Here is a 16,708-nt window from a genome sequence, read left to right as displayed (position 1 = left end):
GGCGCCTCCTGGACCTGAAGAGCAGGGGAAGCGCTTGCGCCTCGGTGCGACCGAGGCAAGCACACCTGGCCGCAATTGAGGCCATCGGCTCACCGGGGCCGGTCCCACCTGAGACGGTATGGGCTACGCCGAGATGGAAGCGTGGTGCTCAAGGGGAATCCCCAAGGTGACTTGGCGGGGGACGCCTGAAAGGGCCGCACCTATATCGACGTCCTGATATTGCAAGATGTCAGCGCAACGGCTTCACCGTCGCAATTACCATGGCCGACAGCTTCATGAACTCGCCCCACGGGAGGCGTCGACGAGCTGTGGAGATAGGGCGTAATCTGCTCTTCAATGACCGTTTGAAAGTCAGGAGGCGTACGTGCAGCACACTTCGGCGCGAGCCAGCGAGACCCGCCAATCATCGGCAAATGCCGAGCCACAGGCGCAGCCGAGGCTCTCGCTCGAGGTCCCACCGACAAGATCCTCGCAATTTGCGTGCCCGGTTGGCGCTCCGTTTGCGTTCCGCCCCTTCCCGCTAACCAGCGGCGGCTTGGCGACCTTTCGGTCGCCTTGCGACAATTCTAGTCCGGTTTCCGACACAGAAGGTTTGAGGGCCGCGCCCGGCGACACCGTTGGGACGCCGAGCATGTCATCATCGTTGCCGAGCCGAATTCGATTTTCATCGACTCTGACCCGATTGCCGAACAGTGGCCGCCATGGATTGCTGCCACAGGCGTGTGTCCGCGTCAGTCATGCCTCTGCGCACACAAAAACACCCTGGGGCGCACTTTGCCCTCGCTGCGGTGCCCTCGGCATGGGCTTGCGCTGTGTTGTGCGTCGTTTGCAGGCCGGCGCGTAAATATCCGGGCTACACACGTGACGGCTATGGCACGCATCCGGCTTGGCGAAAGACGTCGTCCCGAGAGCGAAGCGTTGGTGCAGAGCAGCTTCAATTGCAATGGCATGCCTCTTGCTCCTCATGCTCAGAGTCCATCGAACACGATGAAAACGGATACCGAACCATGGCTGGCACGCGAAGCTCAAACCGATCGGCAAGGGCGGCATTGGTTGTCCTCGCTGAAGACTGCGCATCGCCCGGTTTGGAGATCCAAGCATCTGGAGCCGGGCCGTTTCCCATACGCCCGACGGGGGAAAGAGTGGGAAGCCGCGTAGGCATCGTCTCGCGCCCCGGCAGCACCCCAGCGCGGCAATCCGATAGCCTCAGTAAAATCCAGTGCGCCAGTTTCTTCAAAAGGAGCAAGTTGATGACCGGTCGAAAGAAGGTCCCATTCGTCACGTTTCTCACGCGTGTTCGCGATGATTCAGTCCAGGGGCCAAATCCGTACCGTTGGGAAGAAAAAACATCCGACGACTACTTTGCCGGCAAGCGTGTCATCCTGTTCTCGCTGCCTGGCGCTTTCACCCCGACATGCTCGACCTACCAACTGCCCAATTTCGAAGATCTCTACGAGGATTTCAAGAAACAAGGAGTCGACGCGGTCTACTGCCTCTCGGTGAACGATGCCTTTGTCATGAATGCATGGGGAAAGTCCTTGGGGCTGCAGAAGGTCGAACTGATTCCGGATGGGTCTGGCGAGTTCACGCGCAAAATGGGCATGCTGGTTGCCAAGGACAATCTGGGCTTCGGAATGCGCTCCTGGCGCTACGCGGCTCTGCTCAACAATGGCGTGGTGGAGCAGTGGTTCGAGGAGGAAGGTTTCTCCGATAACTGCGAGACCGACCCCTATGGCGTCTCATCCCCGCAGAACGTCCTCCAATCGTTGAAAGACGCTGCGTGACCTGGTGCAGATCGCCCATGCAACTGCGTTTTAGACGACACTGTGCGACACAAAGGGCGAAGCTCTGAAGCCCGCGGGCCTTGAGGTCGTTCAAACGTGACGCGGCTTTGCAGCGTCGACCTGTGAGAGATCCAATTAGCCACGGCCAAGAGCTTCTTTGACAGGAATACCGAACCGACCATGAAATCGTCCTTCAGCCTTCTTCAGAAACAGTCTCTTGCAGCATCGCCTCAACTCATCGAGTCGATTCGCCTGCTGCAACTGACGCATGCCGAACTGCATCAGTTCGTGGACCAGGAGCTCGAGAAAAATCCGCTTCTGGAGCATGCTCCAAAAGACGAAGGGCTGTCCGGCGAGGTTGAAGGACCGACCTGGGCAGGGTCCCCGGACCTGCCCAGGCAAGGGAAATCCCAGCCGAACGCGACAAACGCCACGCCGGGCGAACGTCCTGCATACGAGGAGTTTGTCGCCCTAGCCGAAACGTTGCACGACCATGTCGCTCGTCAGATCTCCCTAACCGCCTTCACACCGCACGAGCGGCTGATAGCTCATCAGCTCGCCGGTCATCTGGATGACACTGGCTATCTTCGGGTGAGTCCTTCGGATCTGGCTGAGACCCTGGACGTCGGGCTGGCTCAAGTGGAACGGGTGCTGGGCATCTTGCAGCGCCTCGATCCTTCGGGAATCTTCGCACGATCGCTCAGCGAATGTCTCGAGATACAGTTGCGCGAGAAAAACCGCTTCGACCCGGCGATGGCGGTTTTGGTTGCCAACCTTGAGCTGCTTGCGCGACGCGATTTTCAGACATTGAAGCAGCGCTGCGGCGTCGATGAAGAAGATCTTCTCGACATGCTGCAGGAAATCCGCGCGCTTGATCCCAAGCCTGGAAACACATTCCAGTCTGGAACGCCGGAGTGCGTCATACCGGACGTATGGGTCCTGCGCTCGCCCGGAGGTGGATGGCAGATCGAACTTGATCCGAACACGCTGCCCAAGGTGCTGATCAACCAAAGCTATGTAGCGGAGGTTTCCTGCCGAGCCGCCAAGAAATCGAAGGACATGACATTTCTCAATGAATGCTTGCAAAACGCGAACTGGTTGATCCGCAGCCTCGATCAGCGCGCCAAGACGATCCTTAAGGTCGCCACGGAAATCGTGCGCCAGCAGGATGCCTTTCTGGAATATGGCGTCGCCCACCTGCGGCCGCTCAATCTCAGGACGGTCGCTGAGGCGATCAACATGCACGAGTCGACAGTCAGCCGGGTGACGTCGAACAAGTACATGGTTACCCCACGCGGTGTGTTCGAGCTCAAATATTTCTTCACTGTCGCGATCGCCTCCTGCGAAGGAGGTGACGCGCACTCGGCTGAAGCTGTCCGCCATCGGATCAGAGCGATGGTCGCCGAAGAATCGCTTGATAACATGCTCTCTGACGACGACATCGCTGACCGGCTCAAGGAATGCGGCATAGATCTCGCTCGCCGCACGGTCGCCAAATATCGCGAGGCGATGAACATCCCCTCCTCCATACAGCGGCGTCGGGAAAAGCGCTTGTGGCGCGACGGCGATCAAGGCCTCAAGGCCTCGTGACCAAGAGTGGCCCCTAAATCGAATGTGATGCGTTCTTCGCGTTCGTCCTCCTCCGGGCCGAAGCAACTGTCGAAATCGCTGCATTCCCGGCAATTGGGCGCAGTACATAGCGAAAACCCTTCGGCCTCACAGAGTTTGCGGTAAAAGTACTTCTTCCATTTCATGTTTCGGGTGTTGCCGGCCGCGAGCTTCGGAAAATGCGTGGCAAGCAGGCGGTTGAGCTCGGCGCGATTGAGAAGACCAAGATCCTGCCACAGATGGTCATCGCGCATGGCACGCCGGGCGACGATCTTGGCGAAGCGCGCGCTCGCCGGGTCGCTCGGCCGGGCATGCGCCAGCAGCAGGCCGCGCAGAAGTTCTTCCTCCATGCCCGGCTCAGGATCGCTGACGTCTTCCAAGGCTAATGCTGCCAGTGCGGTTGCGGACAAACCCCGGGGCAGGACCTGGCGCAGCTCGGCGAAGGAAAGGCCTGTCGACTCCGTCGCAGTCGCTTCGCCAGCCTCGACCTCCTTGAGCGCACACGAGAGAACGCAGGCAAGAACATGCTCGTCGAACCCCCTCTCCGGCTCGATGGTGGGGCATTGGCCGGCGCCGACACATGCGTCTTTCTGGGCGGACATGGTCCCGTTCTCCTGGTTTGTTTTCGCGATGCCGCGGCCCTGCCGAGAGCACATGGTCCGACTACGGGCATGCGCCGGCGCGGGGCCGCGGGTCGACCGCATGACCGGGCCTCGAGCTGGCCCTTCGAAGTCACCGCGCTAGATCATGACCCATAGCGTTGTTGATGGGGGATAATCCGGTCTCCCCCAGTTCGGTCTGGCAGCATTGTCCCTGGTCGAAATCTCTCAACTGGGTCCGTAACGCGATTGGACCGGTTCAGGATCGATGGGCTCTGCCAAGCTCCAGCAAATCGATACCACCGGCGTCTTCGGTGCGCTCACGGTTTCAGACCAGAGCGTTGCCGCTCTCACGCCGGGGTTCCTGCCGGCCCATCTTTGCCTTGCAGGTGTCGCGGTGGCGTTGGAAGTTTCACAGTCCGTAGTCATACTGATGCGGTTCCGAGGTTGTGAAGGCATTGTCATGGGAAGCAATGCGACGCTTCCCGAGCGCATAGACCGGATCGTCCGGATACGGTGCTCCAATCGGCTGTCGCGTGCCGAAGCGTTCTGCCTCCAGGACCAAGGATGGGATCTGCTCCTCCAGCCAGTCATAGACAACGGTCCGTTCGGCAATCCGCCACTCCCCTTCCCGCTTTTGAAACAGATCGCAGTAGCGCCCGCATAGAAAGATCTGACGCACTTCTCCGTCTTTGTCGGGTCCGCGTTGCAGCGCGGTGAAATAGCTCTCGACCGTGGCCTCCGCCGCGTTGATGAATTCGATCAGGATGTTCGTGATCTGATGGATGTTGCGCGGTCCGGTCTTGAAGACATCGAGCGCATACCGAATGAAGCCCTCGGCCGAGCCGCGATACGCCCCGTGGCTGTCATGCGCGTCGGGCCAGTACGCGCTGCGCAGCACCGCCTCATCGGCGCGGTCTGTCCCGCGGCAATACCGATAGATGCAGTCGCGGATCGCCTCGCGGTCGAGCAGTTCGACAATTTTTGCTTGGCCCGTCTGGTCTGTCGCAAATTCGGCGGTTCTGACGTGTTCCGGGACCTCTGTCTTCGGTTTGAGGGTGGCCTCCGAAACGATTCGCGCAGCGGGTGGATCGTCGATTTCCAGCGCAAGTTCGGGGCAGGATCGCACCCCATCCGACGCAAGCACTTGCTCCCCGTCCGCAACCTCGATGTTACCGGGGAGGATGTAACCCGCCTCATCCAACTTGAAGACTGCCGGCGCTCGCGCCGCGCATTGCGCATGACCCTGACATCTGGCTTGGTGAACGATGATGCGCAAGGCGACCTCCAACGTCTGTGCCCCGGCTTCAGGCCGGGCTAGGTTTAGCCCCACTCCAGGATCAGATTTTCAATCCCGAACAGTTGGCCGCCATGGGTGATAGGTGCTGTTCCCTCCTTGATCCGAAAGGGCGGCAGGCGCGCCAGCCACTCCTCCAGGCCAATGACAATTTCCCGCCGGGCGAGATGTGAGCCAAGGCAACGGTGGGGACCATAGCCAAAGGAGGCGTGGCGGATGCCTTCTCGAGTCAGATCGACCGTGTTGGGAGATTCGAATTCCGCCGGGTCACGATTTGCAATCATGGTGGCACAGGAAACAAAGTCCCCCTTGCGGATCGGCGCGCCTTCGAAGTCGATATCTTTCCGTGCGACGCGAATCAAATGGACGGTCGGAAAGGCGCGCAGCAGTTCTTCGGCTGCGCGCACGATCCGGTCCGGTTCTTTTCGGAGCGACTCCTGATCTTCCAGGTTTCGCGCTAGATAGGCCAAGTCAAAGCCTATGGCTGTAGCGACCGTGTCGAGCCCCGCCACCAAAACGAGCACGCCAATGCCACGGACCTCCTGGTCTGTCAGCCCGCGGCCCTCGACCTGCGCCTGCACAATGAAGCTCATGAAATCGTCGACAGGCTTTTTGCGGCGCATCGCCGCCAGCTCGTCTATGAACGCTACAATCGTCCGAGCCGCCGCCGGCCGTCTGACATCATCGCCGTGGAGCAGATCTTTCGCCCAGGCAACAAACGTCTCAAGACGGTGCTCCGGCAGTCCGATGAAGCGAAGGAAGATGCTGACCGCGAAAGGAAAGGCGAAATCCTTCATCACATCGCAGCTTGTTCCCGACGAGGCGATCCTCGTGATAAGCGCTATCGCTCGCTCGCGGATGGCGGGCTCCAGTTCCGTTACACGCTTCGGCGAAAAGAGCGGATTGAGCAATGAGCGAAAGACTGCATGGGAAGGGGGATCGAGTTCGAGCGGGATCGTCGGCCAGTCTTCGCCCAGTGCAGATGCGAAGACGTTGCGATGACTGGAAAAGTTTTCGGTCTCCTGCAGCACCCGGCGCTGATCTGCGGCGCGAGTGATGACCCAAGCACCCTGCCCCGTACGCGTGTTCCAGGGGGAATAAAAGATTCGCGGTCCGGCATGCACGCAAGCGACTGCTGCGTGCGGGTCGCCGTTGGGCGCCGGAGACATACCTGGTGACGAAAAGAGGCTGAAGTCGCCCACCATTTCCGGCGGGACATGATCTGGAACCGGGTTGGTCGCCATTTGGTTCTCCTGCGTTCAGGCGTTTACGCGCTCGGCTGAGATCGCAAGGCTGTTCGTCACCGCTGGGCTCCGCGACGCACCGCCGACACGCCTCCGATGATAAAATCGAGCAAGTTGCGTGCCGAGCAAGCGCACCACTGGCGCCCCGCTCATTCTGCGTTGCGGCGGTCCGTATGAGGCTACCATTTGGCAGGCCTCAGACATTCTTGTCCGTTCCAGACACGACAGGATGGCGCACGAAGATCGAACGGGGAGCCTAGTGGATCGAGGCCAAGTATCGATCGAGGTCAACTTCCACCCCAGAGCAGCTCCGCGGCAGAAAAGCCGCTCGCCGCGCGCCCTCCACAAGCGCCGTAGCGAGCGAGCGGCTTTGCGTCGTCATCGACACTTGCTCGATACGTCGGATTGCTGAGACCAATCCGAGGGAGGCTCGAGGACCGACGACATCGTGAACCTGCGCGCACATGGAAGAAGCCTCCCTATCCCGATCACTGGCGCGAGACGATTGCTTCGCCGTCGAGCGGCTGGCGAGCCGGATATCAGGGCCGCGATCGGCCGTGCCGCGAAGACAACCCATTTTGTAGCCTGTGCAGTAGCAGTGTGGCACGCACTGCGATGTGCGAGCTTTTGCCAGGCACCGAATTGCAGGGACTTGGTTGGCCGGAAGCAGCCGTTCGAACAACGAAGGCGCACGTGCAAGCTGACCTTGGACGTGCAGGCGATGTCGGCGGCCAGGCTCCGCGAACTGGCCCAGAGGGTCGCTGACTCTGCCGGCGACTTGTCAGGGCCGTGGACGTGCGAGGGCGCGGCGATACGGCCCTTGCGACCGGGAGATATCGCCTTGCTTGCTCCAAATGGCTCGGAACTCTGGCGCTACGAGCAGGCGTTGGAGGACTAGCGGCTTCCCGTGGCATCGCAGGCAGGCAAGGTCCTAATGCGCCGTCAGGAGACACAGGATCTCCCAGCGCTGCTCCACGCTTTGGCCGATCCGGCCGACACCTGGCGTTCGGAGCGTTCCTGCGCGGCCCGATGATCCGCCTCACCGATGAGCGACCTCTTCCGTCACCGCAGCCCTGCCTGTCGCTAAAGACGACTGTCAGCAAGCCTTCACGCTCAGGACGGACCTATCGTCAGTGGTTCAGATGCGGCAGTCGTCTAACCAGTTCGTTCATCCTCAGAAGGATAACACGCTGCATTGGGTGCTGGGTGGCCTTACCCCGCCTCAGCTGAAGCGGCGCAGGCAGAGGAGGCTGAGAGCGCGGCGCGGGAGGGCCAGATCGCCAGATCGACGGTCTGAAGGCCATCTCAGATGAACTTCATATCGAAACTGTGTCGGCGGTGAGCAAAGCGCCGCCCTGACTACGAAAACGTCATCGCCATCCTGCAGCCAGGGGATATGTTGGTGGTGTGGGATCTGGACCGGGCTTACCGCTCGGCGAAGGACGCGAGTAACGCGCTAGACCTATTGCGCGATCGGGGCGCTCATTTTCACATCGCCATCCGCATCTCGACACACCCACACCTCACGGGACGCTGATCTACATTATCATGAGCGGGCTCGCCCAGTTCGACGTGACACGCTATCGAAGCGAACGCGCGAGGGGATTGCGGCTGCCAGAGCACGGGGAAAACGAATCGGCCGTCCCCCGCTGATGTCGGAGGCCGACCTGGTGCGGGCACGCGAGATGCTGGCGAGACCGGGTTCAGCCTCGCGAGGGCGATCGGCGTTCCGCGCTGGACGCTCGTGCGATCCTTGCAGCGATGCGGGGTGATTGTGAGTGACCGGCCTGGTATTGATTAGGTACGCAGTTTGAGCGCGCGAAGTAGGGCGTCAACCTGACCAAATGCGTCCTGCTGCCATTGGTCTGCGGTTCGATCGCCGAGCAGAGCGGTCTCTTCAACGAATTGGCGCACGCTGGTCGGACCGAAGCTATCTGCGTTCTCGAATTTCCCAGCTATGTAGCCGAAGCCTGTCGCCCCTTCCTTTTCCTCCAAGAGAGAAGCGCAGTCTTTGGCCAAGGCGTCGATGCCTCCGGGGTAATTTCGAACGCAGTAGTATATGCATAGGCATCTTTGCGCTTGAGTCGGTTCTGAATCGCAAAACCTTTCATCGCCAGCAGGGCCGGAATCGATGCAACAGCAATATTGACCTGGTTTGTGCCGCCCGCCGGCATGTCGCCATCGATTGCGACGTACTCATAGAATCGAAGAGCAAGCTCTGCGCCGTCGGCGCGCTGCACAGCGAATTTCTCGATGATCGGCGGCCTGTTTTTCACAATCTTGGCGTCGATCGGTCGCAGGAAATCTACCACCACGTTGATGGCTTCGCCGCCATCCTTGGCAGGTACGCTGCGAACGAGTTGAAAGGCACGAAGGTCCTCGCTTTGCTTGTAACCGTTCTCGATGAGGGACTCGACCAGTTTGGCGTACTCGCCGTCGCCCAGCGCCTCGGCATCGAGCCCCAGATCGACGTCGAGCGTACCCACGTGGGGCATCTCCTCGTTCTCGAGCAAAAGCCACGGTACCGCGCCACCGATGACGGCGAACTTGCCTTTGAAGCTTCCCAGAATCTGGCCAATTTCGAGCAACACGGATTTGACCGCCTGCGTAGTGCGGTTATCATATTGTGCGGCTGACTGGGCCTCTGGAGCGGCTATTCGTGCCATCTGAGTTTTTCTTTTCGTAGATGTTCGGCAGCTTCCCTGCCACGCTCTCCCGCGACCCAGAGGTCGAGATACGTTTGTACGGGGCTGGTGGTGTAAATGCCAGGCAAAGGTTCGATCGCATCGACTAGAGGGCCGGGATCCTTGAGAACCGTCACAAAGACGTTCTCACCGCGCGCGGCAGAGGTGAGATTCAATCTAGTCTGAAGGTGGTTTGCGCCAGCCGGGCTGGCATAGAAAAAATGGGAGCTGATACGGACATATGGCGCCATCCACTGCGCAGCCGAGAATGACGCGAGCGCGATCTGGCCCTGCGGTGAATCGAATTCGAGCCTGCTTTGGACTGCTTCATCGAAGGCTTTGCCATGCAGAGTCGTATAAAATCCCAGGCGCCGTCCCCCCGGTGGTTCATAAGCGTCTCGCCAGGCATCGAGCAAAGCATCCGGATCGGCCAAGGACACACCGTCCTCGCTGATGTGTGCCCATTCCCGCGCGATCAGCGCAGCCCGTACATTGCTTACATGGCCAAGACTGACCTGAGCGCTTTCCGCAAGGTCCGCTACGCGCCAAAAACGCCGGGGATCGCGTAACATTGTTCGTAGCACCTGGGCCGACTTGGGCTTGAAGATCGATTTGACTTCACGCCGTTCCGTAGCGGGCTTTGTTGGCACGATGCGTTCGACAAAGATCCCGTCAAAAGCCAGGCGGCAATTTCCCTCGAAATCCAGAAAATTAATGCCGGCTTCGGTGCAGATGTCCCGCGTCTGCGGCGTTAGGAATGGGGCGATAAAAATCAGAACGGCTTGCTTTTCGTTAAGCCGCGCGGCTGAATGCTGTAGCTGGAAAATAGCGTCGCGAGCCTGACGGGGCTGCCCTATTGATTTGACCTCAGCCAGCAATGTGCGTCTCAGGCCGAACGCCTGAATGTGTGCAATAATATCGATCCCAAGATCTCGGCCGGAAGGCGAAGCTTCATGCCGGTCGACCTTGATCGGGGGAACAGACCCGAGCAACTTCGTCAAGGCCCGCTCGGCCTGCTCTTCTACCTCGTTCATCGAAATATCGCGGTTTCAGCATACGTTGGATGTAGCATATTTGGTGAAAGGCCGTCTACAGAATTTCATTAGGATGCCGGTTTTCAGCATTTGCTGAAAATAGGTCCACCAGTGAAAATACTACGCGGAAGGGCGCAGTTTCGATGAGGAACTGCCTTGCCGCCGAACGTTGTCTATCCGGCTACGTATCAGCGAATTTTAACAAGCTTCCCCTCAGGTACCTGCGCACATAGGAGCGATGATCTCTATCGCGAACGCGTCAGGCGTCATGCCCGGCCCTGGTTGGCCTCCGCGGACAGAGCGATGGTCACAAAGTCCAAAGTAACGGCCCGCACACCGCGCGAGAACGGAAATCAATATGCATCGGCGTTGCCTCAAGCAGCGGTTGAACGGGGAATGCGCGGCAGGTTCTCGGCCAGTGACCGCCAGTCGTCGCGCTCGGATTCGCCTTCCTCCCGCATCCCGAAGAACTGGATGATCATCTTGCCGTCGGCGCCATAAGCTTCAAGTGATGTGAGGTGGCCGTCCCTGGTCGGCTTGCGGACAGCCCAAACCTCGCGGATGTGGTGGGTTCTGAGATGCAGGCGGAAGGTCTTGTCGAGCACATTGATCCAAGGCCCGATCTGCTTGACCGTCTTGATTGGGCCGGAATGGATCTGGATGCAGCCACGATTGCCGACGAAGCACATGATGGGCATCTCGTCTTCGGCCGCATAACGAAACATGGAGCCAAGCGCAGCATGGTCGAGCAGCCAGGCGTAGTCCTCCCCGACCATGCGCACCGCCTGGCGGCGGCTGAGGTTGAGCGCCTTCAGCATGCCGAAGAACTGGTGCACGTCGGTCAGCTGACTCCAGTGCTCGCGTAGGTCATCGACCGTAGCGGCTTGGTCCGGAATCTTCGCGTCGTTTTCGGCCGACCTCGTTTCAAGCGACATGATCGGCTCCTGGTTGGAGGATTGGAGCTCGTCTATCAGTTTTCGATATGCATGGAGGTTTGAGGACGGTCTCAGATGCACCTTGTGCACTGCCTCGCCTGCCGCGTCGAAGAACAGCAGCCCGCGGCGAATTTCCTCGGCTTCGCGTGTCTCCACGGCAAAGCCATGCGTCCACACCTTCGGGAAGATGCGCAAATCAATGTCATTGCCGAGCACCATGGCGCGATGGTTGCCGGTGAACACCTTGTCGTAGATGCCTATCTTTTCATGCATGGCACTGTTATTGCGGGTCAGCGCCATCACCTCGCCGACGGCCTCGAGGCCGGTAAGCACATCATTGACGCGGGGCTCGATGCGCAGCGCGCCAAAACCGCAATGTGCCGCGTAGAGTTCCGCTTCCGAAATGCCCAGTTTGCCGGCGAGATCGCGGCCGCGGATGGTGGGACAGTCTTCGCGTGCTCGCCGGACTGTCTCTGGCGAAGGTTTCTCGTGCTGGTGCATGTCTCATACCCCTGCTTTGCGCACATTGTCGGTCAAGAGCCTTAGCCCTCGCCAAGAGGAGTCTCAAAAGGCGTACCAATTCCTGGAAGCATCCCGGAAACCTCGCCTGCATGCAGTTCGAGGAGGAACTAGGGCCTATCCAAGTGTGGCGGAACCGACAAATCCGACAATACGCGTCGATGCTCGACGCTTACGCGGCAATTCCGAAGGCGGAGCCGTGGGCGTGTTGGGGATGTCACGCTGTTCGAAAACGGCTTTTCCCATTGGCACGGTCCATGCACGGTAATCCGCAATTCGTCCGCATCGAGGAGAAGCGAGCCATGATCACGCTCACCGACAAGGCCGTTGCCGCAGTCAAGACCGCTCTGTCCACCGCTAGCGAGCCCGCAGACGGCTTTCGCATCATGGTTGAGGCCGGCGGCTGCTCCGGCTTCAAATACTCATTGGGCCTGGAGAGCGTCCCGCGCGAGGGCGACGCCATTGTCGAGACAGATGGGATCAAAGTGTTTGTGGACGCCGACTCGCAACCGCATGTCGCCGGCATGGCCGTCGACTTCGTCACGGAGCTCGAATCCTCCGGCTTTGTTTTCGACAATCCTAACGCGCGAGAAAAGTGCTCCTGCGGCAAGTCATTCGGCTGATAGTCGAAGAAAGAGAGAGGGCGCCTTTGGTGAGCTTGGCGGTGGCCCTGGTCCCGGGCCTGCGTCAACCTGTGGAGGACTTGCGCTGACTCTGGATCGTCGCACTCTCAACGGCGCAGGCTCGATGAGAGCAGGTCGCGCTTAACGTCATTCCGCTCGATTGGAGACCACCCATGACAGTTGTCTATCTCGACAACAACGCAACGACCCGGGTCGATTCCGCGGTCGTTGAAGCGATGTTGCCGTTCCTTACCGATCAATTCGGCAACCCTTCGTCGGCGCACCGTTTTGGCGCCTTTGCCGGCGCTGCATTGGCAAAGGCGCGGCGTCAGTTGCAGGCGCTGATCGGCACGGCCTTCGACGATGAGATAACCTTCACCTCCGGTGGAACGGAAAGTGACAATGCGGCCATTCTTTCGGCGCTCAAGGTGATGCCTGACCGAACTGAGATCGTGACGTCCGCTGTGGAACATCCGGCTGTGCTGAGCCTGTGCGCTCATCTTGAGGAGACGCGCCGCGCTAAGGTGCACAGGATCCCGGTGGACCGCCATGGCCGGCTGAACGTCGACGCTTACCGGGCTGCGCTTACCCCAAACGTGGCGGTCGTCTCAATTATGTGGGCCAACAATGAGACTGGTACGATCTTCCCCGTCGCTAAGCTCGCCGAATTGGCCAAGGAAGTCGGCGCCCTTTTCCACACCGATGCCGTGCAGGCCGTTGGCAAGCTGCCGATCGACCTGAAATCAACCGCTATCGACATGCTGTCGCTCTCCAGCCATAAATTTCATGGGCCAAAAGGGGCCGGCGCACTTTTCGTCAAGCGCGGCGTGCCGTTCCTTTCCCTGATCAAGGGGGGTCACCAAGAAAGCGATCGCCGCGCGGGCACCGAAAACACGCCCGGCATAGTCGGGCTCGGCATGGCCGCCGAACTTGCCTTGAAATTCATGGATGACGAGACCACCCGGATAAGATGGCTCCGCGACCGGCTCGAGAACGGGCTCCTCCAACGTGTCCCAAACAGCTTCGTCAATGGCGATCCCCTGGAGCGTTTGCCGAACACCGCAAACATCGCCTTCGAGCATATTGAGGGCGGCCATGGAATCCTGCATCTCCTAGACCGCGAGGGTGTCGTCTGTTCCTCGGGGTCCGCCTGCACATCGGGCCGTTCGGAGCCAAGCCATGTGCTGAAGGCAATGAAAATGCCACATGGGGCGGTCCGCTTCTCTTTCGCGCGTGACAACGGACAAGAAGACGTGGACCGGGTGCTCGAGGTCTTGCCTTCGATCGTGGAGACGCTGCGCCACGCCCACAGTTCCGGGTCGAATGGACGCAGCGCCGAGGATCTCCAATGCGTTCCAAATTAATTTGTGAGCAGCCAGGTCTTCTCAAGGATGCCACCCTGCGCGAGCGCGAGCAGGCACCCGGCATTGCCTCGACGGTGGCGCAAAACTTGCGACCGCCTGCTTGCGGCAGCCGGCTTGCCTGGGATCGAGATCGGGCACGCGGTCATGGGAACTGATGAGATCGACGCAATTTGCGCCGTGGTCGTACGGAGTTTCCCGGTGCGGCTCACGGCATGGTGCTGGATGACCTCACAGGATCTCAATGCGTCGGTCGAGAGCGGCATCTGCGGCTCTCAAGGCGCGCAATCCGGCTCCTCTTGTCACTGGTGCTCGCGCCAGACCTCGGTCGGGCCGAGCGCCAGGCAACGAGGCCAGTTGTGTCGACGAGGCGATTGCCGCGCTGGCTGAGCCGCATTCGTTCATCAACCGCGGCTTTCGGGGCTGCATGTCGAATGTGCGAGGAACGCACCAAACCACCGTTTCCGACAAGGAGAATGCAATGAATTGTTCCGCTGACAGCAGTCCCATTGACGTCACCAACATCCTCACGCGCCTGAAAGGCCTCTCATCCGCCGAGGAGTTCTTCGCTGTCCTTGGGGTCACGTATGATCCGAAGGTGCTCAATGTCTCAAGGCTGCATATCCTCAAGCGTGTGGGCCAATACCTTGTCGAGGAAGATTTCTCCGGTCTGCCCGACCAGGTGATTGCCGCGCGCGTGCGCGCCATGCTGCAACGCGCCTACGAGGAGTTCGCGATTTCCTCGCCGCTCATGCACCGGGTTTTCAAGGTGCTCAAAGACCACGATCCGGACAAACCTCACACGCCAGGCCGCACATTCGTTCCGTTCGACTCGGTCCTGAAGCGGTTCGGCGAATAGCGCTGCCTGGTTGCGACACCGACAATGTCGACAAGCCGACAATTTGGACGTCAAAACCGGCGGGCTTCAGAAATGACGAATGGAATTTACAAGGCACCGACGCCCGCCAAACACTTGGCACGAATGATGCAAACAAGAACTCGCACCGCCAGCCCGCATCGGGATAACAGCGTAGAGAACGCCAATGCATATCGTCGTCAGCATCAAGCAGGTGCCGGACTCGGCACAGATACGAGTCCATCCGGTGACGAACACCATTATGCGCCAAGGTGTGCCGACCATCATCAACCCTTACGACTTGTTCGCCCTCGAAGAAGCACTCAGGCTGCGCGACGCTTATGGCGGGGAGGTCACCGTGCTCACTATGGGTCCACCTATGGCCGAGGACTCCCTGCGCAAAGCGCTCGGCTACGGCGCCGATCGCGCGGTGCTTTTGACCGACCGCTATTTTGCCGGTTCTGACACACTGGCCACCTCCTTTGCTCTTTCCCAGGCAATCGCGAAGATCGGCGAGACGTTCGGCACACCGGACGTGGTCTTCACGGGCAAACAGACGATCGACGGCGACACCGCCCAAGTCGGGCCCGGCATCGCCAAGCGTCTCGATCTCCTTCAACTCACCTATGTCGCGAAAATCGCCTCCATTGATCTTGCTGCAGGCGAGATCACGGTCGAGCGCCGTTGCGAGGGCGGCACCCAGAAGCTGAAGAGCAGGCTGCCTTGCCTCATCACCATGCTGGAAGGCACAAACGAGATGCGCCGGGGATCGATCGAAGATGCGCTTTGCGCCGCGCGCAGCCAGATTGTGAAATGGAGTGCGGCCGAGGCCGGCATTGAAGATCTCACCAAATGCGGCTTGCGTGGCTCGCCGACGGTCGTCAAACGCGTTTTTGCCCCTAGCGCCCGTTCGGAAAAGGCGGAGCAAATTGAGACCGCCGAAAAGACGCTGCGCGATACCGCAGACGAACTGATTGGTGCAATCTTCACCCGCCAGCCGGCGCTGGAACCGGAACTCGCCTTCGAGGGCGCGTGACGGCAAGGAGCAGACCATATGTCGAGCACGAACTCAGACACCCCTCGCCAGCCCCCCGGCCGTGCCGGGATGAAGAAGGAGCTTCCTGAGCGTTTCAGGGACTATCGGCACGTCTGGGTTTTCATCGAGCTCGAACGTGGCCAGGTCCACCCGGTATCTTTCGAACTGCTTGGCGAGGGCCGCAAGCTGGCGGACAAACTTGGCGTCCAGCTCGCGGGCGCTGTGCTCGGACCCCCGGGAGAAGCCACGCAGAACGCAGTCGCCGAGGCCTTCGCCTATGGCGCCGACCTCGTCTACTTCGTTGAGGCGCCGGTGCTCGCCGACTATCGGAATGAGCCTTTCACCAAGGCGATGACAGATCTGGTTGCTACTTACAAACCCGAGATCCTGCTTCTCGGTGCAACCACGCTCGGCAGGGATCTCGCCGGTTCCGTCGCAACCACCTTGCTGACAGGGCTAACGGCCGACTGCACCGAACTTGACGTGGATGCTGACGGTTCGCTCGCCGCGACTCGCCCGACTTTTGGCGGTTCGTTGCTATGCACGATCTACACGCTCAATTTCAGGCCGCAGATGGCGACGGTGCGACCGAGGGTCATGCCCATGCCCCAGCGGGCCGACAGAGCGATCGGGCGTGTCATCCCGCACAAGCTGTCGCTAGCCGAGGATGAAATCGTCACCAAGGTGCTTGGATTCCTTCCGGACAGCCAGTCGGGCAACGCCAATCTCGCCTATGCGGATGTGGTGGTTGCGGGAGGGCTCGGTCTCGGCGGAGCGGAGAACCTGCAGCTTGTGAAGAGTCTCGCGCGAGTGATAGGCGCCGAATTCGGCTGTTCGCGGCCGCTGGTCCAAAAGGGCTGGATGTCGGCCGATCGGCAGATCGGCCAAACAGGCAAGACAATCCGGCCGAAGCTTTACATAGCGGCTGGTATTTCCGGCGCCATCCAGCACCGCGTTGGAGTTGAGGGAGCCGATCTCATCGTGGCCATCAACACCGACCCGAACGCGCCGATTTTCGATTTCGCTCACCTCGGGATCGTCACCGATGCGGTCCGTTTCCTGCCCGCGCTGACCGAGGCCTTCACCCGGCGGCTGTCACCGCACAGTCGCGACAAGCTTGCGAGCTAA

At 60.1% G+C, this 16,708-nt stretch carries 13 protein-coding genes and 2 pseudogenes; 8 read left to right on the top strand and 7 right to left on the bottom strand.

The window, feature by feature from the left end:
* The first annotated feature begins 1,250 nt into the window (after positions 1-1,250).
* Positions 1,251-1,784 carry a redoxin family protein gene (locus AC0L2C_RS21915; RefSeq protein ID WP_473496122.1) on the top strand — a complete coding sequence of 178 codons (534 nt, stop codon included), beginning with the start codon at positions 1,251-1,253 and terminating at the stop codon, positions 1,782-1,784.
* A gap of 180 nt (positions 1,785-1,964) precedes the next feature.
* A complete protein-coding gene (gene rpoN / locus AC0L2C_RS21910; protein ID WP_473524421.1) occupies positions 1,965-3,374 on the top strand; it encodes an RNA polymerase factor sigma-54 in 1,410 nt (469 codons plus the stop codon).
* Here rpoN and AC0L2C_RS21905 read toward each other — a convergent pair.
* The 4 genes and pseudogenes from AC0L2C_RS21905 to AC0L2C_RS21890 all read right to left on the bottom strand — a co-directional run bounded on the left by AC0L2C_RS21905 (position 3,353) and on the right by AC0L2C_RS21890 (position 6,532).
* Positions 3,353-3,994 (bottom strand): nitrogen fixation protein NifQ, encoded by a 642-nt coding sequence (locus AC0L2C_RS21905; RefSeq protein ID WP_473524420.1) that lies wholly within the window; start codon positions 3,992-3,994, stop codon positions 3,353-3,355. The genes rpoN and AC0L2C_RS21905 overlap by 22 nt on opposite strands.
* Positions 3,995-4,403: 409 nt before the next feature.
* On the bottom strand, positions 4,404-4,973 hold the full coding sequence (locus AC0L2C_RS21900; protein ID WP_473524460.1) for a nuclear transport factor 2 family protein: 570 nt from the start codon (positions 4,971-4,973) through the stop codon (positions 4,404-4,406).
* 126 nt (positions 4,974-5,099) lie between these two features.
* Positions 5,100-5,324, bottom strand: a pseudogene (locus AC0L2C_RS21895) (ferredoxin); the annotation flags it as partial.
* Positions 5,315-6,532, bottom strand: a complete 1,218-nt coding sequence (locus AC0L2C_RS21890; protein ID WP_473496119.1) for a cytochrome P450 — start codon at positions 6,530-6,532, stop codon at positions 5,315-5,317. The pseudogene AC0L2C_RS21895 and the gene AC0L2C_RS21890, both read right to left, overlap by 10 nt.
* A 1,357-nt stretch (positions 6,533-7,889) precedes the next feature.
* Here AC0L2C_RS21890 and AC0L2C_RS21885 point away from each other — a divergent pair.
* Positions 7,890-8,069, top strand: a pseudogene (locus tag AC0L2C_RS21885) (recombinase family protein); the annotation flags it as partial.
* Positions 8,070-8,487: 418 nt separating this feature from the next.
* Here AC0L2C_RS21885 and AC0L2C_RS21880 read toward each other — a convergent pair.
* The 3 genes from AC0L2C_RS21880 to AC0L2C_RS21870 all read right to left on the bottom strand — a co-directional run bounded on the left by AC0L2C_RS21880 (position 8,488) and on the right by AC0L2C_RS21870 (position 11,686).
* A complete protein-coding gene (locus tag AC0L2C_RS21880) occupies positions 8,488-9,198 on the bottom strand; it encodes a hypothetical protein (RefSeq protein WP_473524419.1) in 711 nt (236 codons plus the stop codon).
* The gene (locus tag AC0L2C_RS21875) at positions 9,186-10,250 is read right to left on the bottom strand and encodes a type IV toxin-antitoxin system AbiEi family antitoxin (RefSeq protein WP_473524418.1); all 1,065 of its coding nucleotides are present in this window, start codon (positions 10,248-10,250) and stop codon (positions 9,186-9,188) included. Before AC0L2C_RS21875 ends, AC0L2C_RS21880 begins: the two co-directional genes overlap by 13 nt.
* A gap of 374 nt (positions 10,251-10,624) precedes the next feature.
* Positions 10,625-11,686: a hemin-degrading factor gene (locus tag AC0L2C_RS21870; RefSeq protein ID WP_473496116.1), complete on the bottom strand. Its 1,062-nt coding sequence runs from the start codon at positions 11,684-11,686 to the stop codon at positions 10,625-10,627.
* A gap of 320 nt (positions 11,687-12,006) precedes the next feature.
* Between AC0L2C_RS21870 and AC0L2C_RS21865 the strand changes: the two genes are divergently transcribed.
* The 5 genes from AC0L2C_RS21865 (at position 12,007) to AC0L2C_RS21845 (ending at position 16,708) form a co-directional block, all read left to right on the top strand.
* The gene (locus tag AC0L2C_RS21865; RefSeq protein WP_473496115.1) at positions 12,007-12,327 is read left to right on the top strand and encodes an iron-sulfur cluster assembly accessory protein; all 321 of its coding nucleotides are present in this window, start codon (positions 12,007-12,009) and stop codon (positions 12,325-12,327) included.
* A 173-nt stretch (positions 12,328-12,500) separates the two neighbouring features.
* The gene (gene nifS / locus AC0L2C_RS21860; RefSeq protein ID WP_473524417.1) at positions 12,501-13,691 is read left to right on the top strand and encodes a cysteine desulfurase NifS; all 1,191 of its coding nucleotides are present in this window, start codon (positions 12,501-12,503) and stop codon (positions 13,689-13,691) included.
* 478 nt (positions 13,692-14,169) lie between these two features.
* On the top strand, positions 14,170-14,547 hold the full coding sequence (gene nifW, locus AC0L2C_RS21855; protein ID WP_473496213.1) for a nitrogenase stabilizing/protective protein NifW: 378 nt from the start codon (positions 14,170-14,172) through the stop codon (positions 14,545-14,547).
* A 184-nt stretch (positions 14,548-14,731) separates the two neighbouring features.
* Complete coding sequence (locus AC0L2C_RS21850) at positions 14,732-15,580, top strand: electron transfer flavoprotein subunit beta/FixA family protein (protein WP_473524416.1); 849 nt, start codon at positions 14,732-14,734, stop codon at positions 15,578-15,580.
* Positions 15,581-15,598: 18 nt separating this feature from the next.
* Entirely contained in the window at positions 15,599-16,708 is a 1,110-nt protein-coding gene (locus AC0L2C_RS21845; RefSeq protein WP_473524415.1) for an electron transfer flavoprotein subunit alpha/FixB family protein, read from the top strand.

Source organism: Mesorhizobium sp. WSM4845 (assembly GCF_055811455.1).
This window is presented reverse-complemented; position numbering and strand designations above follow the sequence as displayed.

Bases quoted from the DNA above. Each gene is read 5' to 3' on its own strand.
- AC0L2C_RS21915 (WP_473496122.1), top strand. From the start codon at position 1,251: ATGACCGGTCGAAAGAAGGTCCCATTCGTCACGTTTCTCACGCGTGTT.
- rpoN (WP_473524421.1), top strand. From the start codon at position 1,965: ATGAAATCGTCCTTCAGCCTTCTTCAGAAACAGTCTCTTGCAGCATCG.
- AC0L2C_RS21905 (WP_473524420.1), bottom strand. From the start codon at position 3,994: ATGTCCGCCCAGAAAGACGCATGTGTCGGCGCCGGCCAATGCCCCACC.
- AC0L2C_RS21890 (WP_473496119.1), bottom strand. From the start codon at position 6,532: ATGGCGACCAACCCGGTTCCAGATCATGTCCCGCCGGAAATGGTGGGC.
- AC0L2C_RS21880 (WP_473524419.1), bottom strand. From the start codon at position 9,198: ATGGCACGAATAGCCGCTCCAGAGGCCCAGTCAGCCGCACAATATGAT.
- AC0L2C_RS21875 (WP_473524418.1), bottom strand. From the start codon at position 10,250: ATGAACGAGGTAGAAGAGCAGGCCGAGCGGGCCTTGACGAAGTTGCTC.
- AC0L2C_RS21870 (WP_473496116.1), bottom strand. From the start codon at position 11,686: ATGCACCAGCACGAGAAACCTTCGCCAGAGACAGTCCGGCGAGCACGC.
- AC0L2C_RS21865 (WP_473496115.1), top strand. From the start codon at position 12,007: ATGATCACGCTCACCGACAAGGCCGTTGCCGCAGTCAAGACCGCTCTG.
- nifS (WP_473524417.1), top strand. From the start codon at position 12,501: ATGACAGTTGTCTATCTCGACAACAACGCAACGACCCGGGTCGATTCC.
- nifW (WP_473496213.1), top strand. From the start codon at position 14,170: ATGAATTGTTCCGCTGACAGCAGTCCCATTGACGTCACCAACATCCTC.
- AC0L2C_RS21850 (WP_473524416.1), top strand. From the start codon at position 14,732: ATGCATATCGTCGTCAGCATCAAGCAGGTGCCGGACTCGGCACAGATA.
- AC0L2C_RS21845 (WP_473524415.1), top strand. From the start codon at position 15,599: ATGTCGAGCACGAACTCAGACACCCCTCGCCAGCCCCCCGGCCGTGCC.